The sequence below is a fragment of the Niabella aquatica genome (genome assembly GCF_054779315.1).
Window position 1 is genome coordinate 14004 of sequence record NZ_BAAGYM010000003.1, and the last position, 26206, is coordinate 40209.

21 protein-coding genes are annotated in these 26206 nt (G+C 42.4%); 11 read left to right on the top strand and 10 right to left on the bottom strand.

The genetic code is table 11. From position 1 onward, the window contains the following. Window positions 1-77 precede the first annotated feature (77 nt). On the bottom strand, window positions 78-770 hold the full coding sequence (gene rplA / locus ACYVBM_RS01555) for a 50S ribosomal protein L1 (RefSeq protein ID WP_460683850.1): 693 nt from the start codon (window positions 768-770) through the stop codon (window positions 78-80). 69 nt (window positions 771-839) lie between these two features. Next, window positions 840-1283: a 50S ribosomal protein L11 gene (rplK, locus tag ACYVBM_RS01560; protein ID WP_460683851.1), complete on the bottom strand. Its 444-nt coding sequence runs from the start codon at window positions 1281-1283 to the stop codon at window positions 840-842. A gap of 324 nt (window positions 1284-1607) precedes the next feature. Between rplK and ACYVBM_RS01565 the strand changes: the two genes are divergently transcribed. The 7 genes from ACYVBM_RS01565 to ACYVBM_RS01595 all read left to right on the top strand — a co-directional run bounded on the left by ACYVBM_RS01565 (window position 1608) and on the right by ACYVBM_RS01595 (window position 9664). Continuing rightward, the gene (locus tag ACYVBM_RS01565; RefSeq protein WP_460683852.1) at window positions 1608-2519 is read left to right on the top strand and encodes an SMP-30/gluconolactonase/LRE family protein; all 912 of its coding nucleotides are present in this window, start codon (window positions 1608-1610) and stop codon (window positions 2517-2519) included. A 119-nt stretch (window positions 2520-2638) separates the two neighbouring features. Then, window positions 2639-3574, top strand: coding sequence for a hypothetical protein (locus ACYVBM_RS01570; RefSeq protein WP_460683853.1), 936 nt, complete (start codon window positions 2639-2641; stop codon window positions 3572-3574). Window positions 3575-4059: 485 nt separating this feature from the next. Next, window positions 4060-5976, top strand: a complete 1917-nt coding sequence (locus ACYVBM_RS01575) for an asparagine synthetase B family protein (protein ID WP_460683854.1) — start codon at window positions 4060-4062, stop codon at window positions 5974-5976. 25 nt (window positions 5977-6001) lie between these two features. Continuing rightward, window positions 6002-6265 (top strand): PqqD family protein, encoded by a 264-nt coding sequence (locus ACYVBM_RS01580; RefSeq protein WP_460683855.1) that lies wholly within the window; start codon window positions 6002-6004, stop codon window positions 6263-6265. Further along, window positions 6262-6741, top strand: a complete 480-nt coding sequence (locus ACYVBM_RS01585; protein ID WP_460683856.1) for a lasso peptide biosynthesis B2 protein — start codon at window positions 6262-6264, stop codon at window positions 6739-6741. The genes ACYVBM_RS01580 and ACYVBM_RS01585 overlap by 4 nt, the downstream gene beginning before the upstream one ends. Continuing rightward, window positions 6732-8513 (top strand): ABC transporter ATP-binding protein, encoded by a 1782-nt coding sequence (locus ACYVBM_RS01590; protein ID WP_460683857.1) that lies wholly within the window; start codon window positions 6732-6734, stop codon window positions 8511-8513. The genes ACYVBM_RS01585 and ACYVBM_RS01590 overlap by 10 nt, the downstream gene beginning before the upstream one ends. Then, window positions 8510-9664, top strand: coding sequence for a nucleotidyltransferase family protein (locus ACYVBM_RS01595; protein WP_460683858.1), 1155 nt, complete (start codon window positions 8510-8512; stop codon window positions 9662-9664). Before ACYVBM_RS01590 ends, ACYVBM_RS01595 begins: the two co-directional genes overlap by 4 nt. A 139-nt stretch (window positions 9665-9803) precedes the next feature. Here ACYVBM_RS01595 and porU2 read toward each other — a convergent pair whose 3' ends face one another. Both porU2 and ACYVBM_RS01605 read right to left on the bottom strand, forming a co-directional pair. Further along, window positions 9804-14879: a putative type IX secretion system sortase PorU2 gene (gene porU2 / locus ACYVBM_RS01600; RefSeq protein WP_460683859.1), complete on the bottom strand. Its 5076-nt coding sequence runs from the start codon at window positions 14877-14879 to the stop codon at window positions 9804-9806. A gap of 12 nt (window positions 14880-14891) precedes the next feature. Next, window positions 14892-16004, bottom strand: a complete 1113-nt coding sequence (locus tag ACYVBM_RS01605) for a putative type IX sorting system protein PorV2 (RefSeq protein WP_460684283.1) — start codon at window positions 16002-16004, stop codon at window positions 14892-14894. A 391-nt stretch (window positions 16005-16395) separates the two neighbouring features. Here ACYVBM_RS01605 and tyrS point away from each other — a divergent pair, with 391 nt between their 5' ends. Next, on the top strand, window positions 16396-17673 hold the full coding sequence (gene tyrS, locus ACYVBM_RS01610; RefSeq protein ID WP_460683860.1) for a tyrosine--tRNA ligase: 1278 nt from the start codon (window positions 16396-16398) through the stop codon (window positions 17671-17673). A gap of 162 nt (window positions 17674-17835) precedes the next feature. Here tyrS and ACYVBM_RS01615 read toward each other — a convergent pair whose 3' ends face one another. The 3 genes from ACYVBM_RS01615 to ACYVBM_RS01625 form a co-directional block, all read right to left on the bottom strand. After that, a complete protein-coding gene (locus tag ACYVBM_RS01615) occupies window positions 17836-18588 on the bottom strand; it encodes a sulfite exporter TauE/SafE family protein (RefSeq protein ID WP_460683861.1) in 753 nt (250 codons plus the stop codon). A 53-nt stretch (window positions 18589-18641) separates the two neighbouring features. After that, window positions 18642-19316, bottom strand: coding sequence for an SGNH/GDSL hydrolase family protein (locus ACYVBM_RS01620; protein WP_460683862.1), 675 nt, complete (start codon window positions 19314-19316; stop codon window positions 18642-18644). 141 nt (window positions 19317-19457) lie between these two features. After that, complete coding sequence (locus ACYVBM_RS01625; RefSeq protein ID WP_460684284.1) at window positions 19458-20846, bottom strand: exonuclease domain-containing protein; 1389 nt, start codon at window positions 20844-20846, stop codon at window positions 19458-19460. Window positions 20847-20951: 105 nt separating this feature from the next. On the opposite strand from ACYVBM_RS01625, the gene ACYVBM_RS01630 reads away from it, so the two are divergent. Genes ACYVBM_RS01630 through ACYVBM_RS01640 form a run of 3 tightly spaced genes read left to right on the top strand, consistent with a single transcriptional unit; the run spans window position 20952 to window position 22954 of the window. Beyond that, window positions 20952-21902, top strand: a complete 951-nt coding sequence (locus ACYVBM_RS01630; RefSeq protein WP_460683863.1) for a class I SAM-dependent methyltransferase — start codon at window positions 20952-20954, stop codon at window positions 21900-21902. A gap of 18 nt (window positions 21903-21920) precedes the next feature. Then, window positions 21921-22262, top strand: a complete 342-nt coding sequence (locus ACYVBM_RS01635) for a hypothetical protein (protein WP_460683864.1) — start codon at window positions 21921-21923, stop codon at window positions 22260-22262. Next, complete coding sequence (locus ACYVBM_RS01640; RefSeq protein ID WP_460683865.1) at window positions 22262-22954, top strand: peptidylprolyl isomerase; 693 nt, start codon at window positions 22262-22264, stop codon at window positions 22952-22954. Before ACYVBM_RS01635 ends, ACYVBM_RS01640 begins: the two co-directional genes overlap by 1 nt. 28 nt (window positions 22955-22982) lie before the next feature. Here ACYVBM_RS01640 and ACYVBM_RS01645 read toward each other — a convergent pair whose 3' ends face one another. The 3 genes from ACYVBM_RS01645 to ACYVBM_RS01655 form a co-directional block, all read right to left on the bottom strand. Further along, a complete protein-coding gene (locus tag ACYVBM_RS01645) occupies window positions 22983-23744 on the bottom strand; it encodes a sugar phosphate isomerase/epimerase family protein (RefSeq protein ID WP_460683866.1) in 762 nt (253 codons plus the stop codon). A gap of 102 nt (window positions 23745-23846) precedes the next feature. Beyond that, complete coding sequence (lpxD, locus tag ACYVBM_RS01650) at window positions 23847-24887, bottom strand: UDP-3-O-(3-hydroxymyristoyl)glucosamine N-acyltransferase (protein ID WP_460683867.1); 1041 nt, start codon at window positions 24885-24887, stop codon at window positions 23847-23849. A gap of 89 nt (window positions 24888-24976) precedes the next feature. Beyond that, complete coding sequence (locus ACYVBM_RS01655) at window positions 24977-26188, bottom strand: HD domain-containing protein (RefSeq protein ID WP_460683868.1); 1212 nt, start codon at window positions 26186-26188, stop codon at window positions 24977-24979. Window positions 26189-26206 lie beyond the last annotated feature (18 nt).

Sequence of the window (26206 nt, forward strand, 5' to 3'; positions counted from 1 at the left end):
GATCGTTGTACTGCAGATGAAGTGATTGCGACGCAAGAGCGATGCCACATATACTGCAGCGGGTAGCTAAACAACTATTAGTGAACAAAGCTTTTTGTATCTAAAGCAATACCCGGGCTCATGGTGCTGGCCATACTGATACCTCTTAAATAAATACCTTTTGCTGTAGAAGGTTTTGCTTTGATCAGGGCATTGATCAGCTCCTGACCGTTTTGGGCAATTTTCTCTGCAGAGAAACTTACACGGCCGATGGATGCGTGAATGATCCCCGCTTTATCTACCTTGAAAGCAATTTTACCGCCTTTCACCTCGTTTACAGCAGCTGCAACATCGTTGGTTACAGTACCGGTTTTAGGATTGGGCATCAGGTTTCGCGGCCCTAATACTTTACCTAACTTACCAATTTTAGGCATTACGGCAGGCGTAGCAATTACTACGTCAATATCTGTCCAGCCGCTTTCAATTTTTTGGATATACTCGTCTAATCCCACATGGTCTGCACCAGCTTCTTTAGCTGCAGCTTCCTTATCGGGAGTGCAAAGTACTAATACTCTTTTTGTTTTACCGGTACCGTGGGGTAAAGTAACCGTACCACGGATCGCCTGGTCTGCTTTTTTAGGATCTACCCCTAAACGTACGTGCAGGTCTACAGACGCATCGAATTTTGCAATATTTATTTCTTTCACCAATGCAGATGCTTCGCTTAGCGTGTACGCCTTATTGGCATCTACTTTGGAATTTACAGCTTTTCTTTTCTTTGTAATTGCCATTGTAATTCTTTTAAAGGTTTTGAGAAGTTCCTTTCTCCTGTTTCAAACGGAGAATGAGGAAGAACGGGATTAATTTTCCCAGGGGGCTTTACCTTCTACAGTTAATCCCATACTACGTGCGGTACCGGCTACCATTTTCATAGCGCTTTCGGCAGTGAAGCAGTTCAGGTCGGGCATTTTATCTTTTGCGATAGCCTCTACCTGCTCCCAGGTAACTTTCCCTACTTTAGCACGGTTGCTTTCTTTAGAACCTTTTTGAATTTTAGCCGCCTCCATCAGCTGTACAGCAGCAGGAGGGGTTTTGATTACAAAGTCAAAACTTTTGTCGGAATAAACTGTGATTAATACAGGAAGTACTTTTCCTGGTTTGTCCTGTGTGCGCGCATTGAATTGCTTACAGAATTCCATGATGTTAACACCTTTGGAACCCAGCGCCGGACCAATTGGAGGTGCAGGATTGGCCTGACCACCCTTGCACTGCAGCTTTACAAAGCCGGAGATTTCTTTTGCCATTTTTTAACGATTTATTGGTTCAAGCGTCCTGATAGTTATCAGAACTCCCAAATTCCTCTGTTTCACACCACATTACGTAGCGTGAAAAACCTAAAAGAACTGATTGGGGGTGCAAAGGTAAGATAATTAATTGAAATGTTGAAAAGTTTACCGGAAGAGCAAAAAACTATACGATCAGTAAGCTAATTTGGCTGATTTGAAGGCATGATGTATACATTTACAGTCTGAAAGGGAGCTATAAAAAATTTCATGCCCCCAAAAGATGTTCCAGGAATTCCATTAGCGAATTCCATCCAGGCAATTAAAAACAATAAAAACACACAGATGAAATACATTCTTTTTGCGTTATTCATTTGTTTTTTTCATCAGCTTTCGGCTCAACCCGGTGCTTTTTTCGATACAACCGGTATTGTAGCCAGCAGATTTGAGCCCCTGATGAAGATAAAACAGCAGTTCTCTTTTACCGAAGGGCCGGTAGCGGACAAAGAGGGCAACGTATATTTTACCGATCAGCCTAATAACAGGATCTGGCGTTACAGCCCGGAAACCACCGTGCTTTGGGAGTTTAAAAAGAACGCCGGCCGCTCAAACGGGCTGGCTATTGATGCCAAAGGAAATATTATTGCCTGTGCTGATGAACACAACGAGATATGGTCCATTGATAAAAGGGGGCATACCGTAAAAGTATTACTTGGAAAGGTAAAAGGGAAGAAACTGAACGGCCCCAACGACCTGTGGATCGATAAAAAAGGCGGTATCTATTTTACTGATCCTTACTATCAACGTGATTACTGGGCCAACAAAGAGCAGGAAATAAAGGAAGAAAATGTTTATTACCTTCCTAAAGGAGCTCACCAGCCGGCAACAGTTATCAGCGATCTTGTGAAACCTAATGGTATTGTTGGTTCTGCCGATGGTACATATTTGTTTGTTGCGGATATCGGAGACAGTAAAACCTACAAATTCACCATCAACCCCGATGGAAGCCTGTCAGGAAAAACGTTGTTGGTATCCGAGGGATCGGATGGGATCACATTAGACGAAAAAGGCAATCTTTATCTTACCGGCAACGGAGTTACGGTATATGATCCGGCAGGTAAAAAAATCGCCCACATTCCTGTTCCTGAAAAATGGACGGCCAATGTTTGCTTTGGAGGAAAGAACAGGGATACACTTTTTATAACCGCAGGCCCTTCAGTATATTATGTAAAAATGGCAGTAAGAGGTTCCAGGTGATCAACCCCGGTATAAAATATCGTAAAGCGCATATTCTTTTCTGTTGTACTATTTTTTCTGACAACCTTTTATGTACGTTTGCAGCTTCAACCGAATCGCAAATATTCAATAGACAATTCATGATGTATCATTACCTGGCCTTTGGAATTCCTGTTATTTCTGAAATTGAGTTACCGGCGCTGCTGCCTTTAAAAGCGGCCGAACTTATGAAAGACCCGGTATATGTAAAGTTGGGCGCTGTGCCCAAAGAAATTCCCGGTGCCGTGCAGGCCACTCCTTTTACCCGTTGCACGGCAAATGAATTAAGCTGCATTATTCCCGGGAAAATAAAACTGTATGTATCTGACGGGAGGGAAATAATTATGGAACCCGTGAATGCGGACTACCAGGGGCAGCTTATCTATATTTATAATACCGCACTTACTGCCATCTTGTTGCAGCGCAACCTCGTATCTTTTCATGTATCCGGCGTTTTTACAGGGCCGGGGAAAGTAGCGCTGTTTGCTGCAGACTCCGGTACGGGCAAATCTACCCTGGCGGTAAAATTGCAGGAGCTAGGTTATGCTCCTTTTACAGATGACACTGCTGTTTTATATATCGAAAACGGCAAATGTTACGCACAAGCCTCCTACCCTATGATGCGCCTATGGGAAAAAACAATAGTTGAACAAACTTTATTAAATGAGGATGAAAAGCAAAAGGTTTACGCAGATGACCAGCGGCCGAAATATGGTTTTTCCTTCCACAGCACTTTTACACCTGAACCGGCTGAAGTGGTACAGATCATTTTCCTTAAAAAAGAAGGAACTGAAATACAGATAACTCCTATTAAAAATGCAGAAGCTTTTACTGCACTGTCTAACAATGTTTTTGGCGCCCGATGGACGCCCGCCATGCAAAAGACCAGGCTGCAATTTAATATAGTAAGCCAGGTATTAAATAAGGTACCCTGTATCCGGGCCATACGCCCTGAGAACCGGGATAGCTTTACTGAATTCTCTGTCATCATAAAAAAAATTTTGCAAAATGACTTTGTTGATTTAATTTGCGGTTGAATAAAGTTAACTTTTTTTAAACATTAAACCTTAGCAATCATGGAAGTAAAAAAACAATGGATAGCACCCGAGATAGCGCCAATTGAAGTGAATAACGGAGCTGGTGGTGAGGGTGATGCAAATTCAACAGGATTTTCAGGGCCAGCTTAGCATTTTCCTGTAGCAGGTAATTTATTAATTTAATACAGCAGGGTAATTCTCTGCTTTTTTTATGCTTTATTCGTACCTGGCTCATTCGTATATCTCTCATTTTTAATCAGATAAATACCATTTGACCGCAGGCGAACGAAACATTTCAACGGGCGACAGTTTCAGAAAATCTTGTCATCCCATTTGGATGAATGAATAATCCGAGCCTGGCTGAACGAATCATCCGCGAATCTGACAAGTATCATTCTGACAGAGGCAGACCAATATGAGAATCAAACCCACTTCAAGATAACTTAGAAATTCTCCCTGGCGTTCATTCGTATATTTCCTTATTTATGAGTTTAGTTTTCGGTACCTGGCAATACACAGAAAAGCAATATACAGAAAAAAGCCCCCTGTACATCACTCTCGAATATATGTATAACGGTCTGGCGGGTTTGCCGCAGGAATCGCATAGCTTCCGGGCACTAGAGCAGGTTGGTTTCGGACATATACTTACGCTTAATACGCCGCAGGCCATATATGAACAAATGCCAGTGTACCTGCCGGAAAGACAGCTTTTGTTGGTAACCCAGGGCCGTATTGATAACCGGGATCGGCTTTTCAATAGCCTGGCCATTACAGCCAGCGATAGCTTTACAGATGGGCAACTCATGATCCATGCCTATCTAAAATGGGAGAAGGAATGTGTGCACCATTTAAGGGGAGATTGGAGTTTTGCAGTTTTTGATTATAAGGAGCAGGAATTATTCATCGCACGGGATCCTATGGGTTATACCAGCCTGTATTACTACCAGGATGATACTGGTTTTTATTTTGGCTCGTCTGTTAAAGGCCTTCTGGCACTACCTCGTTATAAAAAACAGTTGAATGAAGAGCACTGGTTAAGAGCACTCACCCTGTGGGATCATACCAGCCGGACCGTTCACACCACTTTTTTCGAAAATATATATTCGCTGCCGGTCGCTCATACGCTTACTGTAAAAAAGGATCGATCCCTCTCCACTCGAAAATACTGGCAGCCACAAAACAGCCAGCTATTGCATTATAAAAACAAGCAGGATTACGCCACGGAGATGCTGGATATATTTACCGGAGCTGTTCAATCGAGGCTACGCAGTTATAAACCCGTTGCATCTATGCTCAGTGGCGGACTAGACAGCAGTACGGTGAGCTTTGTTACCGCAGACCTGCTAAAGCTAAAAAATAAACGCCTGGTTACTTTTAGTCACGTCCCTCTTTACGCCAGCGAATTGTGGCAGGACAAAGGAAAGGAAAATCGGGTACTGGATGAAACACCCCTGATCCTGCAAATAGTTGAGGCATCGGGTAATATAGACCCCCTTCTTTTAAACTCGAAAAATGGGAGTGTTCTAAAGGGGATGCTTGATTTTATGAACATTTCCGACGCGCCAGCTCATGCCGCTGCTAACCTGTTCTGGCTTCAGGATTTATACGGCAGTGCCGTACAGCAAGGCTTTGGCGCTTTGCTGAGCGGAGAAGGAGGAAATGGCAGTATTTCCTTTGCCGGAAGCCGTAGCCTGTTACCGCTAAGTTGGAAGATGCTGGCCAATAACCCTTACCCCTATTTTAGAAGCCGTATCGCAAAACCTCTGGTAAAAACTTTTTTACCTGGGTATTTTGAAAAAAGAAAACGCAGCAATAACAAGCTTAAACGCTATATTTCCAGTGTTTTTGTCCAAGAAAGCGTATTGCACAAGTACGATATTGTGAATGATCTGTTATCAAACGATAAAGATTTTCAACGCACTGTAAAGGATATAGCAGAAGTAAAAGAAACTTTTATAACGCTATATAATACCAGGAGCCTGTTTGGCGCTGCGTATGGTCAATATTATGGTTTTGAATTGCGAGATCCCTGTGCAGACCAGGACGTGATGGAGTATCACTTTCGTATTCCTAACGATGCTTTTTTTGACGCGCGCGGTAACAACCGTATGTTGGTGAAGCGGATGATGCGTAATAGAATTCCAGATAGCGTACTATTCGAAAAAAGGGCAGGCCTTCAAAGCGCTGATATTACATATCGGGTTAAAGCGCAACATGAAGAAATTACAAATGCAATCGATGCGCTACAACAGAGCGCTGCGGCCAGCCACTATATTGATATTAAAAAACTGGAGGCTAACTGGAAATTGTATTTAACACAGCCCTATACTGATTCTTTTAGCATGCAGTGCCTGCTAAAGGGTTTAGAGTTTGCCTTATTTTTGCAGCTTCACTTTGATTAGAGATTATTATAATTAACTTAGTAGTATGAATTACAGGTTTAATGCAGCCGATGTGTTGATAACACAATTAGGAAATGAAGGCGTAGCTTTTAACAGTGCTACCAATGAATATTTTTCTTTAAACGAAACTTCATTTAAAATCCTGAAAGGGCTTGAAAACAATACTTCTGCTGCAGAGATAAAAAAGCAGCTTGAAAACGAATACAATGTCCCGGCTGATGAATGCGAAAAGGCCGTAAATAGCACTATCCAGATTTTTCTTGCGAAAAAGCTGGTTATTGAAGCATGATGAAAAAAATAAAAACGTTTATCAGGTTACAGCCGCAACTAAAAATAATGATACTGCAGGCAATAGCCTTGTCGATTTATACAGGATTCCTGTTCGCTTTTTTAAATCGCTATGTAAAGTTTGGGAAAAAGACAGACCTTCCTTCTTACTCCTCTTTTCCAAAGGAGTCGTTTCGGATAAAGGGGAGGAAAGCCGAAACACCCGAAAGGAAAGCAAATAACATAGCGAAGGCTATTCAAATCGTAAATAAATACATTCCGTGGAAAAATGTTTGCCGGCACCAGGCCTACCAGGCAAAACTGCTTTGTAACTTTTATAGAATTCCCTGTCTTATATTTATAGGATTTAAAAAAGATAACGAAAAAAATGAGATACAGGCACATGCCTGGACGATAGCCGGTGGAAAAATGATAACCGGTTTTTGTGATCCTGAAGAATACGTTGTACAAAGCATTTACAGGAACAAATGGCAATAACATTAAAAAAATTTAATCCCAGAGATCTCAGGCGCAATATTAAGCGCTCTTTAATGCTGCTGTGGCAAACCAGCAGGAGCCTGGCTATATTAAGCTTTGCATTGCACATAGTTCAGGCACTGCTCCCTGTTTTGTCTTTATACTTTATAAAAATATTGATTGAGCAGGTTACCGGCAAGCAATCCTTTTCAGAAATACTCCCTGTAATCATATTTTTTTTAGCGGCCCAATTATTACTGGCCGTGGTGCAGCAGTACGCCGCTTACATCAATTCCATTTTCCAGCTAAAGCTCACGGATCATTTATCGCAACAGGTACTGCATAAAGCAATACATGTTAATTACGATTATTACGAGAATCCGGAGTACCATAACAGCCTGCACCTGGCACAACAGCAATCGCTGTATAGGGCCGGAAGCCTGCTAACCAGCTATAACTCCTTTATTACATCAGGCTTTGCATTGCTTTTTTTATTATTTCTGTTTATAAGCATGCAATCTTTTTTTGCCATTCTCTTCATTGCATTTTCGCTTCCGCTGGCCATTATAAAATGGTATTTTGGCATAGCCACTATACAGCAGGAAAGAAAGCTAACTCCACTTGAAAGGGAAGCTAATTACCTGCATCAAATACTAACAGGAGTAAGCTTTGCAAAAGAAACCAGGGTATTTGGTTTCGGCTCTTTCTTTATAGAAAAATTTGAGCATATACGCCGTTATATCCGCCTTCAGAAGCAACAGCTGAACAAACGGCTCACCCATTACAGCTTAATAGCCGAGGCTGCCGAGATTATTGCTATGGCTGTTATTTTCGCCCTGCTGGCAAAGCAGGCACTGGGTGGCGCCATCACCCTAGGCCTGTTTGTAATATATATACAGGGGTTCCAGAGCTTACAAAATAATTCAAAAAACTTTTTACAGGCTGTTGTGCAAATTTTACAGCAGCGTATTTTTTTACAGGACCTGTTTGCTTTTTTGGATATAAAGATCGTGGGCGGCCTAAAAAACCAAAAACAGTTTCCCGGCATAAGCCATGGGCTGGTTGTAGATAATCTTAACTTCCAATATATCGAGAATAAACCTGTATTGCAGAATGTTTCACTGAAATGCAAACCGGGACAGATTATTGCAATAGTTGGTGAAAACGGTTCGGGAAAATCTACCTTAATAAAACTACTGGCCAAATTATATGAAGCCAGCTCTGGCTCTATCCTTTTTGATGGCATTGAATTAAAAAATATTGCAGCCAATACTTACCGCCAGCAAACGATGTTTTTATTCCAGGACTTTGAGAAATATTTTTTCACCATCGAGGAAAACATTATTTTGGGTAAACCAGTCACCGGCAAAACTATAGAGGATGTACAGGCCGCCGCCCGGCTATCGGGAGCAGACCGGTTCATTTCAAAACTATCTAAAGGTTATCAAACCCGTATGGGACGTATCTTTGAAGGCAGCGAGCAATTAAGTGGCGGTCAATGGCAAAAGTTAGCGCTCTCCAGGGTGTTCTACAGAGACAATACTTCTCTTATTGTATTAGACGAACCCACCAGCGCATTAGATGCTCAGGCTGAGTTTGAGATATTTTCCCAATTAAAATCACTCGCCCAAAATAAAATGATTATTTTAATCACTCATAGGCTATATAATTTAAAGATCGCAGATTATTTATACGTGATGGAGGAAGGCAGGATCACAGAAGAAGGCCGGTTTGATGAGCTCGTTAATAAGAACGGAACATTTACCAGGCTTTATAATATGCAGCAACTATGATACCTATAGAAAATATAAAGCGAAACTATGGTAAGGAAGTTGCACTGATCCTGCTTTGTTGCAGGGTATTCTTAAAAACGGCAAGATCTTCAGAACTGAGCATTTTTGTGGAGCAGAATCCACCAGACTGGCAAACCGTATATGAGCTGTCGAAAATACATCGTATCAGGCCTGTTGTATATGAAACTGTTATTTCTGATAATTCAAACTTCCGATTTAAGGATCAGCTGAAACATTTCTTTTTGAACCATAGCCTGCATGCATTTCGTTGCCAGCAAAAAGCAGCCCGAATGATATCGCTGATGAAACAGCATAACATACCGGTTCAGCTGTACAAAGGTATTCACTTATCACAGCTGCTATACAATCACCTCTCAATACGCGAGTTCGGAGACATGGATTTTATAGTGAGAAAGAAAGATATACCCCGGCTGGTTTCTGTATTAAAAGAAAACGGATATAAAATAGAGGGAGAAGAATTATTTGTCCGTTCGCAGAAGGATTACCTGGCTCATCAAAAGGATGTGATCTGTTATGAGAGAACGCCGGATGGCACTTTTCTCTATGAGTTTCATTACAGGCCGGTAGGTTCTTACCTGGCTATGAATATTTCTTTTGAAGATATGCTTCCTTCCAAATGGCAGATCGGTGACGAGTTTTCCAACTGCGATTACCTGCCGCTGATCACCTTAAATCATGGATTATCTGACTTATACCCCAGCCTCCGCTGTATGATGGATATTGCGGTGCTGATGCAGAAATGCACTCATGATACGCAGTACCGGCTCGAGCAAAAGTTAGGAGGTTATTACGCGCTTAATGGATCTTTAGTGAAGCAGCTTTTGGGAGTTAATAGCAATGGGTTCTCTTTTCAAACAAATCAGAACCTGATCGCAGCATTGGGAGAAAAAATAATCCACAGGCTTTTAAAAAAGAAAGCAGCCAAACGCGTACCTACAAGCGCTATTTTAAAAGCATCTTTTTTATTGCGTAAAACTGTATCTGAAAAACTTAAACTTACTAAGGCCATCATAAAATATATACTTACTCCCAATTATAATGATACGCCCCAAACTCAGTTTAAATACAAATGGATGTATATCATATCCAGGCCACTGCGATTATTACAACATGCTAAACGGCATGTATGAGCTAACCCGAAACGAGGTTGGAACCGGCTATGCCGTTGCGTTGTTGTTTAGCCCTCCTTCACCACCTATTCAACACGTAACAGTGGCAACTCTAAACCTTTTAAACTTTCAGACCTTTAATTGATTGGCTCATTACTCCCTATCTTATCAGCACCATCTTTCCGTACCCCTTATTGAAATATCTGTCGGTGTTATCGCCTGCGGCCTTATACTTGTCTAGTGCTTTGCCGTTAAGATTGGTAAGTACCCGGTACAAATAAACACCATTGGCCAGCTTTTGGCCGTACTGGTCAGTTCCATCCCATTTAAACTCGGTAATATTTCTGCCGATGCGCAACGGGCCTAACTCGGCCTTGGTTATTTCCCGTACAATTTTGCCGGTTACGGTCAATATCTGAATCCTTATGTTCTGTGGAATTTCTGATCCCGTTAAAGTGAACACAAAAGCCGTTGAGGTGGTGAACGGATTGGGATAATTCAGCAGGTTAGAGATCATAGGCTTATTAATCACCTGGAAAGCTATGCGATAATCGGCTAAACCGGTTTTATTACCGCTTTGATCTTTAGCGCTTACGATCAGTTCATATTCGCCATCCTCTGATAAATGAGGTTTAAAGCTAATTGTAGCCGTATTACTTTCATCATTCGGAGCAGGAGGTGTTAAAATCAATGTGTCACTATTAAACCGGTAATCCCTGGTTATACCATCCGGATGTTTTAATTGAACTTTTACCAGATCTGTATTGTTCAGTAATAAATATTTAGCATCATCTGTCAACTTCATTAATATCTGAGGTTTACCTGATATAATATCCCGGTTCAGGATATGGACACCATCAAATGTTACATCCAGATAAGGGCTTGTTGAATCTCCGCGCACATAGAAATTCTTACTGATAAAATTATTGAACTGATGCTGCTCCGGCTGGTGATAGCCGCCATCAGGATTAAACTCTAAAAATACCAGGTTATTTCCCGTAAAGGACCGGGTATCCAGCGAAACATTTACTTTAGTTGTATCTCCCGTGGTTAACGGTTTTACCTTAGGAACAGGAATAATACGCTCCACATTATTTTGGTCACGGATAGAAAGTTTCACCGATAAACTGTCAAAATTATGAGGGCTTACATTTTTAAATGCAACGCCCATATTGAGCGGTTCTCCGGCTTCTACAGTGTCCCTGGCACTGTAATAAAGGTTGGGAGCAATAGCACCTTCAGGAACAGAAGTGCCATACAAACTCCAGTATTTAAGCTGGTAAGGAGACCTATTCTCGGCATCGGTACTACGCATAACTATTCTCAAACCCGGGTAGATTGCGGCATTAATACCAGATAAATCAGCCTCCTTTTGTGAAACAGGGAGATCTTTCATAAGCTCTGCTTCCTGACCGTTCTTATCTATTCCGATAATGGAAACAAAGGCAGTGTCAGTAGCCGGGCTTTCGAGGCTATAACCATTCCATACTATCTTTTTCCAGGAGGCAGACCTTGTGAATACTGGTGACTTTACAGTCCCTGTTGTGCCACTTACCGGAACAATGGTACGAACCTCTAAAACACCGGTATTTCCCACCTCCTGTGCCAATGGCATTGGTTTCCCTTTTTGATAGATAAATATATAGGGTACAAATGACTTTACTTCATCTATAGCTGTCAAACCGATTTCCTTAAATCTATGGTACAGGGAAACTCCCGAACCTAACACAGCAGTATCCGACTCCCAAACCGAAGGTAATATGGTTGGGCCGCGCAGGTTGCTCGTTATTCCAACAAAAAAGCCATCAGGAATAGAGTCTAAAAAGGCCATCACTGTTTTCCTGCTTTCCACGCTGCTAATATCAAACTGGAAAAAATATGGGATAGAACCCTGGGATCGTGCAATCGGCCGATAGCTGCCGTATAGACCGGAGGTTCCCAGGTCCCGGTTATTCACCGCTTTTAAGTTCCTGTTATCTATCAGATAAAAACGCAGCGAATTTTCATGAGGATTTTTACCAGGAGCAGGATCGGCTATAGTGCCCTGCTGTACAATGATGCCATCTATTTGTAAAGAAACATCCACTAATGGCACTGAAGATCCGGGTGTTACCACCACATTCCTGATGATAATTTCTGACCTGAGACTATCGAACGAGAGCCTGCCAGGAGCTGTCATACTTATATTTTCAAAAAGCCCTGCATCAAATTGCTGATAATGGGACTGGCTAAATCCCGCAATGTCACCCGCAATATAAGTGAAGGAGGCGCTGTTCCAAACCTGCTGATCGGATGGTGATGCAGGCACTGCTGACACGCGCCAGTAATAAACCGTACTGTCTTTAAAAGTAGTACCAGGCGTGAATTCTATAACACCTCCGGAAGAAACCTTTGTTTGCGAAATTTTCAATGACGAATTAAATAGTTTTGTGGTATCCATCTCCATGATATAGCTTCTTGACCCGGCAAAAGGATTACCTGTAGATGCTGCTAAAACAATATCCTGGCGATTTATAATGGAATAATTATAAGGGAATACTGGTTTGATATCATCTTCATAAATAAATACCTCTTTGGTAATCGTATTATTCGTCTCAAACAATTCGTCAACAGCATTCTCCGGGTCTAGGGTAATAGTAAACTTGCTGGCTCCTTTATCTATCATTGGATCGATATTTATCTGGTAGTTGAGCGAGTCCATATAACGCACTCCGGCAATCGTATCTCTTTTTATTACTTTTACAGATAGATCGGGAAAGGTTCTTTTTAACTCAACAATCAGTTTATTATCGACAGCTTTTCCAAGGTTAGCTATTCTAGCCTTTATAGTAAAGTTGGGTTCTGTAACAGAAACAATAGCCGGGGTTACCGTTACCATAGCATCTTCAATGGCATAATCCGGCTTAGCGAACTGGTATAAGCGGATCGCCGGGTCTCCATTTAATGTATATTCCTCATTTTGCGCCCGGTTATACGGATCGGATTCGCCACCTGAAACAGCAAATGCGTTCGTAGCTGTTTTTTGCATCAGCTCACCTAGTGTAAGCCCGTACCCCTTGCCGGATAATAATTTATACAGCTCCCGGTTATAGAGTTGCAGAGAGCCTACACGCCCCAGGCTCGTACCCGCCATCATGCCTATACTACCTCTTTCTTTGGCAAATAAATATTTTTCTGAAATCGTGGTGATATTGGTAAGCCTGGTTTTATCCCAAATGAATATATCACCCACGTTACACCCCATCATATGAAATACAGGGTATTTACCCTGATTCGAGTATTCTTCGGGGTTCTCTATATTAAATACTAAAGTTGTAGCTGCTGAATGCCCGAAATAAGTAAGCAGACTAACGCCCTCATTTATAAGAGCCCGCAGCCGCTGTGCAGCTGTTTGCTCAGATCCAGGTATGGCGCTTTTTACAAAATCATATACAGTAGCACCATACAGTGTATCTTGTATAACTTTTTTTTCTACATTCAGGTAGCTGTAGAGCTGATCAATCAGGGCCTGCTCGCTGGAACCTACCATATGTATTATATTCTTCTTCCAGGTACTGGCTTCAACGGCTGGGTCAGGTGACAAATGCGCCTCGTACTGCTTTATCTTTTCCAGGTAAACAGCTAATTCATTACCGTTCGTAACCGATACACGACCTATCGGTGTCAGAGGTATAGAACTAGCGCCTTCTGCCGCTAGTAATATATCTGATGCAGGCTCTCCAAAAGTAGGTATAAGATTTAACCTGTCTGTCACCGGATCTGATTCATTATACCTCGCCGACGTATATTTAACCCCCCTGCCCATAATAAATGCGCTTTGAAGGGGGGCAGAAAACCGGCTGCGGGCAAATCTCAGGAAGTTTCTAACACTGAGCGGACTGCCCTTAATTCCATAAGCAAACTGATCAGCAAGCTCATCTATCATATAAATTTTCGCATTGTAACCACCTCCTGCAGCAGAACTGCGATAGGCCCTGTATTCCTCAACAGGCTGGGTTCCGTTAGCCCCGTTTAAAATAACCTTATGAGTAATAATCAGGTAATTGCCCTGGTTAGCCGGTACCAGGTAGTTAGTAAAGTTTCTTACTTCAAGATTTGAAACCGTTTTAATATTGGAAGCCGCCTGGTTGACCAATACCAGGTCTGGCGCGGTGGTGGCAGCCTGCACATATACTTTCACAAGCGACGGATTGGTTACATTACCCTCATAACGCCGTCCGTTAGCCAGGTCGTACAATACCGGTACGCCAGAATAATTAAATCCTGTGATTTCCAGGTATTTCCCTGTACTATTTCCAGCTACCTTAAAACGGAAATTCGCGGCGCCTCCAAAATTAAAGGCACGGGGATAGCTTATTTCAATAAAACCGATCTTTATCCTGTTGTTAGGACCTGTAGTATTATTACTAACTGAAATGTTTTCAGTAGCCCCTGTTAAAACAGACACCGGTAAAGTAGCCGATAGTTTGGCATAGGAGAATCCGGTCAGCGAAGCATTAAAAACCTGTGTATTATTAAGCAGCATCTGTACCGCCCGGCTATTAGGACTGTTACCTACCACATTCATATTTACCTGCATAGCCGGCGCACCACTTCCCGTAAAGGGATATAAACCGGTTTGCGGTAAATTTTTTGTCTGATTTTCTGTTATCTCATTAGAGGTCCATCCCTCCCCTCCCTCAAAAGAGGCAGAGTAAGATGCGCTTGAAACTTCTCCTGCGTAAGGCCCGAGATGAATGGTTTCATTAGGATAGATACCATGAGTATATATAAAATAAGGCTCTGCCGTTGCACCTGCCGGAATATTATTAGGAGTGGGCACTAAGCGTTTATTATTACCTGCAGGATTAACGGTTAAAAAATAAGCAGCACTATCTGTAAATAAGCTCTTGCTGTTATTGATCTGGTCACTTATATTACGATACAATGCCCGGTCGGGCCTGCCATCATTAGCCTCACCCCAAAATTCTATATATCCCCCGGCAGCAAGTATTCCCGCCTGGCTGGATGTATAAACAGGCACTTCCTCGCCATTTCTCCATAGCTGGAATTGCGACACATCTGTATTAGCCAGGTTGGCCATGGCCAATAGAGACTGAGGTATACGATAAAGCCCTGTAGTACCTACTTTAAATTTATAATAGGTTTTAGAATGATCGATCCATTCATTATTGAACTGCTGCGCCCCTGCAGCCAGCCAGTAAAAAAAAGATAATATGAATAGCAGCTTCTTCATCAGCGTTTCCGGTTATTGAAATACAGTGGATTTTTCTTTTTTCCTGATATCAAGCCTCAAAGAAAAAACATGCGTAAACAATGGATTGGATTGATTAGCCAGGTTGGCAAAAGCATAATCAATGACAACAGATTTTATCCTGAAGCCCACTCCAACACTGGGCTGGTAAATCCAAACTTTTTTCTGGTTTAAGGTATCGCCATCCGCCAGCCCCTGCTGAAAATTATTGATACCGCCTCTCACAAAAAAAATGTTCTTATAGCCATATTCTATTCCCAGTTTCGGATCCAAACTTACAGGATTGCTACTTATCAGCGTATTTCTGCGTCCATCAAATGTTATATCAAAATCAGTTTCAGCTAGAATAGTAGAAGAATTACCTACATTAAACAATCGCGAGGCTCCCAAAGTTAACCGCGGAGAAGTAAGCTCCGTTGATTTTACCGGTATCTCATTGTTGGTAAGATACAATACTTCTTTTTCCTTATCTGTAAAATTAAAGGACCAGGTATTAAAAGTGCTGGTTATGTCTTTAGCAGTGATTCCAAAACGCCAGTTATTTTTAAACACCTGTAAACCGGCATCCAGGCCAAATCCCCAGGCTTGTGCAAACTTTCCTACACCACGATAGATCACTTTTGCATTAGCTCCGAAATTCACCATGCTATTGGCTGTTTTTTTCAGATTTTGCCCATAAGATAAAAGAAAAGCATAATCAGCAGATGAAAAGGTTTTGATATTATTATAGTTCAATGAGCCATCGGGGTTTACCAGAAACAAAGTGTTCGCAATATCATCTACCGCAAACCGCAAAGCGGTTAAGCCCAACACCCTTTTTTCATTCGTAGTGGGTAAAGCCACATTTACGAAGTCATATTTTCCAATTCCTGCAAAATACTCTGAGTGCATCAGGTTTACCTGCGTATGGCCCTGTACATGCACCAACCCTGCCGGGTTCCAGTAGCCGGACGTTCCATCCGTTACAGAAGCTACCTGTGCACTACCCATAGCAAGGCCGCGCGCACCGGCGCCAATATTTAAAAATTCATTGGAGTACTTGCGGAACTGGGCCATACCATTATTGCAAACAAAAACCGCCAGCACTAATAAGCTCGCAAAGGATATAAAATTTCTATTGATCACCAAACAGTTATTATTAATATTTAACCAGGTCAAGTAATTAGCAATATCTCATCGGCTTTGTCTTTTATGCTCGGCCGGGCGGGCTTGCACTACCCGGCCTCGTTATATATTTATCAAATATATATGCAATGATACATAATTGTGTTCACAATGCCCCATTGCGAAATTAACGATATAGCCGGATATGAGCAGCGCTATCGGGTGTATTTCAACACTCGCGGTACAATGTTTTTGTGCCGCCGCGGATATCGCCATGAACGGTGTTTTCACCGGCCACATGCTGCACACGATGTGAAAATTTGAATGGAGTCAGCACGATCCGGTGATTCCATATTATTTCCTGCCAACCATTTAAAAACTTATTTTTGCCGCTATGGACCTGATAAAAGAACTGAAATGGCGTGGTATGGTGCAGGATATGATACCCGGCACCGATGAACAACTGAAAAAAGAGATCACTACCGGATATATTGGCTTCGACCCCACGGCTACCAGCCTGCACATTGGCAGCCTGGTGCCTATATTATTGCTGGCACATATGCAAAAAGCAGGGCACAGACCCATTGCACTGGTGGGAGGCGCTACGGGTATGATCGGCGACCCCAGCGGTAAAAGCGAAGAAAGAAACCTGCTTACTGAAGAGCAGCTGGCCGCTAATATAGCAGGTATCAAGGCCCAACTGGAGAAATACCTTGATTTTGACCCTGCCAAGCCCAATGCGGCTATAATGGTTAACAACTACGATTGGTTTAAAAATATTTCTTTTATTGATTTTTTGCGGGACGCAGGTAAGCATATTACAGTAAATTATATGATGGCCAAAGACAGTGTCAAAAAACGTTTTGAAGGCGAGGTAGGTATTAGCTATACCGAATTTGCCTACCAGCTGATGCAGGGCTACGATTTTTACCACCTGTTCCGGGAAAATAACTGCAAACTGCAAATGGGCGGCAGCGACCAGTGGGGCAATATTACCACGGGCACTGAATTCATTCGCCGTAAAGCACAGGGCGAGGCTTTTGCATTTACCTGCCCGTTAATAAAAAAAGCCGACGGTACCAAATTTGGAAAAACCGAAAGCGGGAATGTTTGGTTAGATCCTAAAAGAACCACACCTTTCCAGTTTTACCAGTTTTGGCTCAATGCCAGTGATACAGACGCAGAAAACTGGATCAGGATCTTTACTTTCTTAGATGAGCCTACCGTAAACGAGGTCATTGAAGCACACAGAGCCGATGCGTCTAAACGCCTGCTCCAGAAAACCCTGGCAAAAGAAATCACCATTTTTGTACATGGAGCAGACGAATACGAAAAAGCTATTGTTACTACCGAAAAGCTTTTTGCTAACCAGTTCAGGCCAGCCGAAGAAATGAGCGTGGAAGACCTGGAAGGAATGAACGGTATTATAAGGTCTGCTATAGAAAAAAACCGGGTTGAAGAAGGGATGGACATCATTTCCTTGTTAGCAGATGCAAAAATCACTGCGAGCAAAGGCGAGGCACGTAAGCTGGTGCAGGGAGGTGGTGTGCAGCTCAACCGCATAAAAGTGGAAGATGTTCAGCTATCTGTAAATGCTTCTTTCCTGCTTCATAACAAATACCTGCTCCTGCAAAAGGGAAAGAAAAATTATTATTTAGTAGAAGTTATGTAAAGTATGATACTACATTTATCACTCACAGATTGCCCGGATGATCACAGAACTTTTCTGTGCAAGTCTGCGATCTCTGTGAGATCCTATCGTTACACAACTTGGTATTCCAAACTCTCTTTCGGGAAATTCTGGTACTTAAGTTTTTGAAACCATGAGTGGATGCTACTTTAAAAAAATAAATACCGCTCCTGTAAACGTAAGGATAATAATAAGCTTACGATAATTATCCTCTTTTATCAAGGCCACAATCCTTATTCCTGAAATAAACCCTGCGATAAGCGCAGGCAACAACATCAGATCTGTTGTAAGAGTGGAGAAGGTTATATTATTCCAGAAAAAAAACTGGAAAGGCAATTTGAAATAGTTGATCGCTAAAAATACCCAGGCCGCAGTACCAATAAAATTATTTTTGGGCATACGCATAGCCAGGAAATAGATATTAGAAAAAGCACCTGCAAGATTACCAATCATGGTAGTAAACCCTGATATTAACCCCATTCCCGAAACGAAAAATTTATTAGCGGGCACAGTGAGCGTTTTCCTTATTTCAAGGTACAGCATAATGATCACGGTAAGAACAATGATCACTGCCATTATCTTTCTGAACACTACTTCGTTCATTTGCTGACCGGCGAATACGCCAATCAACACGCCTACTACCATCCAGGGTATCAGCTTCCAGAAATGCTTCCATTCTGCATGGCGATGGTAATACTTTACTGCCATCAGATCTGCAACGCATAATAATGGCAGCACTACACCTGTTGAGGCTTTGCCTCCCAGCACAATAGCCATAATGGTGACGTTCAGCATATCTATACCTTTCAGCCCGGCTTTGGAAAGACCAATAAAAAATGCGGCAAGGTACAGTAAGACCCAGTTAGTGACGGAGTATCCGGAAAATAAAGACAGCAAGGGATGTCGTTTTTGTCAATAGATCATAACCGATTGTGACCACGGTATATGGCCTATCGCCTATTATCTATCGTCTTTAACACCTTCCACATCTCTTGTGCAACCATTAAGTTCCCGGCTGCGTTCAAATGAACCCGATCTGTAGTAAGAATTCCCTTTTCTTCATTTTTCGGATTGTGTTGATCCAGGTAGTTCATAAAAGACTTTCTCAGGTCGATCAAAGGAATATTGTTTGCGGCAGCATACTCCCTGATCCATTTAGCATAAAAATTCAGATCACCATCCTGCAGGTTCGTATTATCATTATACTCTCCTATTACAGAGGGTGTGCACATAACAGGCTGTATGCCCTGAGCTTTCATTTTGGTGATCATTTTATCATAGAAAGCTCCGAATTTTTTAAACTCAGTACCGGTACCGCTTGTAGTTTTGTGCCATACATCATTAATACCGATATATACTATAACGATATCTGGTCTTTGCTCCAGCACATCTTCCTGGAAACGTAAGAACAGGTCATATACGCGGTTGCCGCCAACGCCTTTTCCAACAAACTCAAAATCCTCCTGTCTGTTTTCCGTTTTACAAAGGCTGTCAATTTTAGGGATGTATCCCCCGGGAGCGGCCCCCTGCTGCGTTATAGAGTCGCCAAAAAAGATCACTTTCTTTTTCTTAGCAGGTTGAAAGGCAAATAAGGCAAGAGACGCTACAATTACAATATATTTCATTATTTATATTTTTCTACATTAACTGACATCTATCGAAATATCCCGCCCGGATAAAGCGCGGGGTTGACTACCTGTGCTTTCTTCCGCATAATGAACTGAATATCGGGGTACAAGTTTAAATAAAAAACGCCATACGATGCATCAAACTTCAAAAAATTTCACCTTGGACGGATATCTCTTGGCATAGCTAAAAAGCATATGGGTGATAGTGCCGTTTTCCTTATAAGGAGTAACCATATCTTTAAATCCTTCAGGATGCTCTATGGTAATATCAGCAGGTATAAACCCCATGCCGTAAAACTTTCCCTGCCATACCAATATGCAGGAACGCTGATCGAACGTGACCCCTTGATCGATTATTGCAAAAGACGGGAGGCCCCGGAGCTTATTTAATGCGCTGTCCGCGCGTTCATTATAAACCGGTACCGGCTCTTTTTTGTTGCAGGCACCTTTACATAATAACGAGTGCATCTTTTCCTCATATAGGCGCTCATTCAAAAAGCAGAGGCGCGGGCATAAATCAAAATCATGAACCAACTGCCTTAAGGCTGCAGTAGCATTCTCTATATGATGATAAGAGCTGATCACTTCATAACGGCTGTTCACTTTATCTATTGCCAGCCGTAAATAACCGGTTTGATCGTGGTAGCAAATAATACCATATACCTCTTCCCGGCGTTTTTGCGCAGCATTAAACCGTGGCCACAGCCTCTTAATTTCGGAGGATTCTTTTACCGCAGCCATTAGTTCCGTACCACATTCCTCAAAACTGATATGATGCACATGGCGCATAAAATTTTGCTTCTGCTTTGTTGTAGCATTGTTACTAAAATGGCTGCTTACTCGATACCGGATATTTTTAGCCTTACCCACATACACCACTTTACCTTTTTCATCATGAAAATAATATACACCGGCAGTATAGGGCAGCTGCTCAAAATCAGTTTTAGGAACATAAGGAGGTAAAATATGTTCCCGGGAAGTACGCTTCAGGCTTTTTGCAATATGCCCGGTTACATCATTTTCCAGCAGCATTTTAAATAACGTTGCTGTGGCATCCGCATCTCCCCCCGCACGGTGATGATTAACGTGGTTAATACCTAAGGCATTACAAAGTTTACCCAGACTGTAAGACTGGTACCCAGGCAATATTTTCCGGCTAAGCCTTACTGTACAAAGCTTATGAGCGTCATAATCATACCCGCAGTATTGCAGCTGACTCCGTATAAAGGAATAATCGAAGTTCACATTGTGTGCCACAAAAATCTTATCCTTCAATATTTCATAAATTTCAGCGGCTACGTCTTCAAACACAGGCGCATCCGCTACCATTTCATTGGTAATGCCTGTCATGGCCTGGATAAAATAAGGTATCTGGTGCAAGGGGTTAATTAAAGTTTCATAACGTTGTACCACCTCACTCCCATCAAGAACCACGATACAGATCTCTGTAATTCCGTTAGCAGCCGCGTATGAGCCCGTGGTTTCGATATCTACAATTGCGTATTGGATAGCTGAAATGTTGATCAGCCGAACATTGACAGGTAGAAAAGTAGAACCGTACCTTGTTAACGTACCAACCTTTCAACTTGCCAACTAAAAAGCAACCGCTAAATTCGCAAAAAAATTCCATTGATGAGCGGCACCGATAAATTTGAAATGTTTGAAAATCGTTTAGCGAAGGTTTACAGGCATTTATCTAAAGCAGCAAGAAAACAAAATATTTCCTGCTATCGTATTTATGACCACGACCTGCCGGAATTTCCCTTTATTATCGAGAAATATGAAGATAAGCTCTATGTTTCTGAATACAGGCGCAACCACCAGCTACATGAAGACGCACATCAGTTCTGGATGCAGCAAAGCATCACCATCCTGTCTGAAGTAGTGGATGTTCAGTCTGATCTGATCTTCACAAAACTCCGGCAACGCAAGGCCGGGCGCGAAGGGCAATACCAAAAGACCGGAACATCCAAAACTGAATATATAGTACATGAAAACGGTCTGAAATTTATTGTCAATCTTTCTGATTATTTAGATACCGGGTTATTTTTAGATCACCGCATTACCCGGAAAATGGTGATGGACCAATGCGCGGGTAAACGGGTACTTAATCTTTTTGCCTATACCGGCTCTTTTTCAGTGTATGCTGCGGCAGGCAGTGCCCTGCAGGTTACTACGGTCGATTTATCTAACACTTATATTCACTGGGCCAAAAGAAACATGCAGGCAAACGGTTTTACGATTGATGCTCCATATCATTTTATTGTAGCCGATGTTTTGCAATATCTTGAAACAATAGCTCCAGGTTCGTTCGACATCATTATCATGGATCCGCCTACTTTTAGCAACAGTAAAAAAATGGAAGGCGTTTTAGACATCCAGCGCGATCATGCAGGCCTTATCAACAATTGTCTTAGAGCATTATCTCCGGGAGGATGGCTTTATTTCAGCAATAATTACACAAAATTTGAGCTGGATGAAAAAAACATCCCAGCCTCCGGTATAAAAAATATAACCAAAGCCACCACCCCGTTTGATTTTGAAGGAAAGCTGAAAAGAAGTTGTTTTCTTATCACTAAGTAAACTGTTACTTTTGCTATTATGGTTAACAACGATGATTTACAGGTGCGCTGGTGGACGTTAGAGGCAAAACTGGTAGAACGTTTCGGGAAAAAGCCCGATATGGAAGCGATTCTTTTCCTTATCGGCATACAGGAATTTGGCCCGCAGGATACATTTACAAAAGAGCAAAAACAAGATTTAATGCACATAGCTATCTGCCGGTTACTGGAACCCAGCGGCTACTACGAGCTGGAAGGGGTGGATGAAGAAGGCTGGCCTCATTATAAGCAATTAAAGCCGATGCCCGACCTCAACCCTATTGAGCAGGAAAATTTTTTGAAAGATCACGTACTGCTTTACTTTGAACAAAACGGTTTTTAATGCGCCAGCTGCTATTTATATATTTTGTGCTGTTTCTTTTCAGCTGTACATCGCAAAACAAACTGTACACGGCCGACTATAAAAAGGATGTTTTAATAGAGACCAACTACGGTAACATGCGTGTACGGCTCAGCGATGAAACGCCTTTGCACCGCGATAATTTTTTAAAGCTGGTTAAAAGCAGGTATTACGATGGTGTGCTGTTTCACCGGGTAATTCATCATTTTATGATACAGGCCGGCGACCCCGACAGCCGGAAAGCTACACCCGGTATACCTTTGGGAGAGGGAGGGCCGGCTTATACCGTGCCTGCTGAATTCAGGCCTGATCTTTTCCACAAAAAAGGCGTTATAGCGGCGGCACGCGAAGGTGACGATGTGAATCCTGCAAAAGCCAGCAGCGGCAGCCAGTTTTACATAGTGCAGGGAAAAGTATGGACATCCGGCGGATTAGATACACTTGAGATCAAAAGACTGAACGGGAAAAAAATCCCACTGGCACACCGTGACGTTTATACCACCATTGGCGGCTCCCCACACCTGGATCAAAACTATACGGTATTTGGAGCAGTAACGGAAGGTATGGAGGTTATTGACAAAATTGCTGCCGTACCTACCAGCAAAGGAGCTGATAAAGACAGGCCATTGAAAGATGTAGTGATCAAAAAAGCGAGACTGGTAAAAAGAAAGTAAAACCGCTCATTGCCACAAGCCCGGTGCCTTAAAATTGTTTATTGAGGATTGTATAGCTATCTAGCATTTTCCCCAATGGATTTTCAATATCAGATGACATTTCCACCATAGCATATTTTAAACCTGCTTTTTCTTTCTCTGCAAAGATTGATTTAAAGGGAACCATTCCTTCACCCATTGCAGTTGATTTCTTAGTATCTGCATCTATATCCCTCAAATGCCAGAGCGGAAAACGACCGGGATGTTTTTTAAAATATTCCTGTGGCAACTGGCCGGCATAAACCATCCACCCCAGGTCGGCCTGAAAACTCACCAGTTCCGGATCTGTATTTTGTAGCAGCAAATCAAAAGGTAATATGCCATTGATAGCATCAAATTCATGCGCATGATTATGATAAGCTAATTGCAGACCATATATTTCGGCAGTTTCGCCGATATGGTTCAACGCGTCAGCGGCCTGTTTATAATAGTCTGTATTGGGGTTAACCTCGTTCTGAAAAAAAGACCTGACAATATACTTCATGCCCATTTGCACAGCCGCTTCGCAAACAGCATGAGCCTCTTCCACACCAAAATGAAAGTGCCCGCTAATGATCTCCAGTCCATGATAACCGGCCATCCGTTTCAGTTCAGGTAATAAAAAGCCCTGCATGGTTTTTTCAGTAATATTAAACCCTGCGGGTTCAATAAAAGTATAACCTGCCGCTGCCAGCTTGTTGAAAACAACTCCGGCATTGTCATTTAATTGATTTCTTAGAGACCATACCTGGGCGCCTAAAGGAATTTTCATAAAATTGCTATGTTCGATTACGCTGTATTACAATAAGCGAAATGAAAAGAATATGTAAAAAAACAATAAAGGACCGGGTAGACAATTGTGAGCTGTGATCTTTTACGTGGTGGGCCTCAGCCGGGCGATCAGCTGCTCCAGCTCTTTTATCCGCTTTTCAAGCTCAGGCAGCTTACGGTTGAGAGCCTGGCTGCGCAGCGCCGAAGTATAATCGTGCGCAGGAGAACCCGTAACAGCTTTGCCGGGCTCAAGATCTTTACTCACCCCGCTTTGCGCATTAATTTTAGCACCATCGCCAATATGAAGGTGCCCCACAATACCTGCCTGGCCCCCAATCATCACTCCTTTGCCTACTTTAGTGCTGCCGCTGATACCTGCCTGCGCAGCTACTACTGTACTATAACCTATTTCCACATTATGCGCGATCTGGATCAGGTTGTCCAGCTTGGCGCCCTTCTTAATAATAGTAGAACCAATGGTAGCCCGGTCTATGGTGCTGTTAGCCCCTATTTCAACATCATCCTCAATTACCACATTTCCGATCTGCGGAACTTTAGAAAAGCTGCCATCCGCCTGTGGCGCAAAACCAAATCCATCGCTGCCGATGACAGTACCCGCATGTATGGTTACATTGTTACCTACGTTGCAGCTGTGCAAAATTTTCACACCGGGGTGCAGTGTTGTGTTCTCTCCTACTACAACATTATCTCCCAAAAAAACGCCGGGATAAATTTTTGACCCTTTCCCGATCTTTGAGTGCTCACCCAGGTAGGCAAAAGCCCCGATAAAAACATCATCAGCATAAGAAGCCGTTGCAGAGATATAAACCGGCTGCTGCACGCCTTTTAACTGTTGCTGCTTAAACTCCTGGTACTTTCCCAATAAAGTGGCAAAAGCACTGTAGGCATCTTTTACCCTGATTAATGTGGGACTTACGGCCTGCCTTAATTCGAGCGACTCATTGGCAATGATAATAGTGGCCCTGGTAGTATATAGATACTCTTCATACTTAGGATTGGCCAAAAAGCTCAGCTGCCCCTCTCCTGCTTCTTCTATTTTACCAAATGACCCAACAGCAGCATTGGGATCACCTTCTACAGTACCATTAATTAACAACGCGATTTGAGAAGCAGAAAAAAGCATTTTCAGATGTTTAAAACTTTATTTATTAGTCGGTTATAGTTAATCGAAAGTAGGGAAGTAAAAAAATATTAAAAGTTAAACTTTCGGAACTAAAGCCTTAACCAGCAAAAATAATATTTTTTAACAGGCTCGCTCAGTTCCAGGTTGATAATCGCATTATCCACCCGCGAAATATCCTTTAAGGTACCATCCTTATATAATATATTAATACTTTCGTTGTTCCTGTTGTACAGTTGGTTGGAGGCTTCTCCTCCAAAGGCAAAGTAACCAGCATCTTCCGCATCAATGCCTGCAGCAGCCACAATTTCAGCTTTTTGCCGCTCCCGAAAGTCGGGGGATATGGGTGCAGACTGCAATCTGATATGCATAATTCTTCGCTGAATAATGGCTTTGCATAAAACAGAGAGTATTTTATCCGGGTGATGACACCAGTTTTTTACGGTAGCCATCACATCGTGATCGTCCATCCCGCAAAAATCATCTAACAAAGAAACTATTGAAAAACCGGTTTGAGATGCGTGCAAAAATTTATTAAGCGATACGGTTGCCGCCGGAGCATCCATTCCCAGGGCAATCAGCTCTTTGGCCCGCCGTATGATCCTGATCAACATTTTTTCCGCAGCTACAACGGTTTTATGCAGGTATACCTGCCAGTACATAAGCCTGCGGCTGAGCAGGAATTTCTCAATGGAATAGATCGCTTTTTCCTCTACTACCAGCCTGCCATCTTTTACAGCAAGCATTTTGATGATACGATCATAACCGATTACCCCTTCGGCAACACCTGTAAAAAAGCTATCGCGGTTCAGATAATCCATACGATCCACATCCAGTTGCCCCGAAACCAACTGGTGTAAAAATTTTTTGGGATGCTTATCCGTAAAAATATCAATGGCAGCCTGTAACTGACCGCCAAACTCCTCATTCAGACGGTGCATGATCATCAGCGATATACTCTCGTGATGTGCATCTTTTATCAGCTCGTGCTCCAGCGCATGCGAAAAAGGGCCATGTCCCACATCGTGCAATAAAATGGCCAGCTTGGCGCCCAGCGCCTCGTCATCCGTAATTACAGTTCCCTTACTTTTCAGCTCGGTAAGCGCCATGCACATCAGGTGATAGGCTCCCAAAGAATGATGAAGACGGCTGTGCACCGCGCCCGGGTAAACCAGGTGCGCAAACGCCATCTGGTGAATATTACGTAACCTTTGATAGTAGGGATGAGAAATGATCTGTAGCAGCAAAGGATGATCTATTGTGATAAATCCATAAACAGGATCATTGATAATTTTGCGGGACAATTTTTAAATTTTATTCTT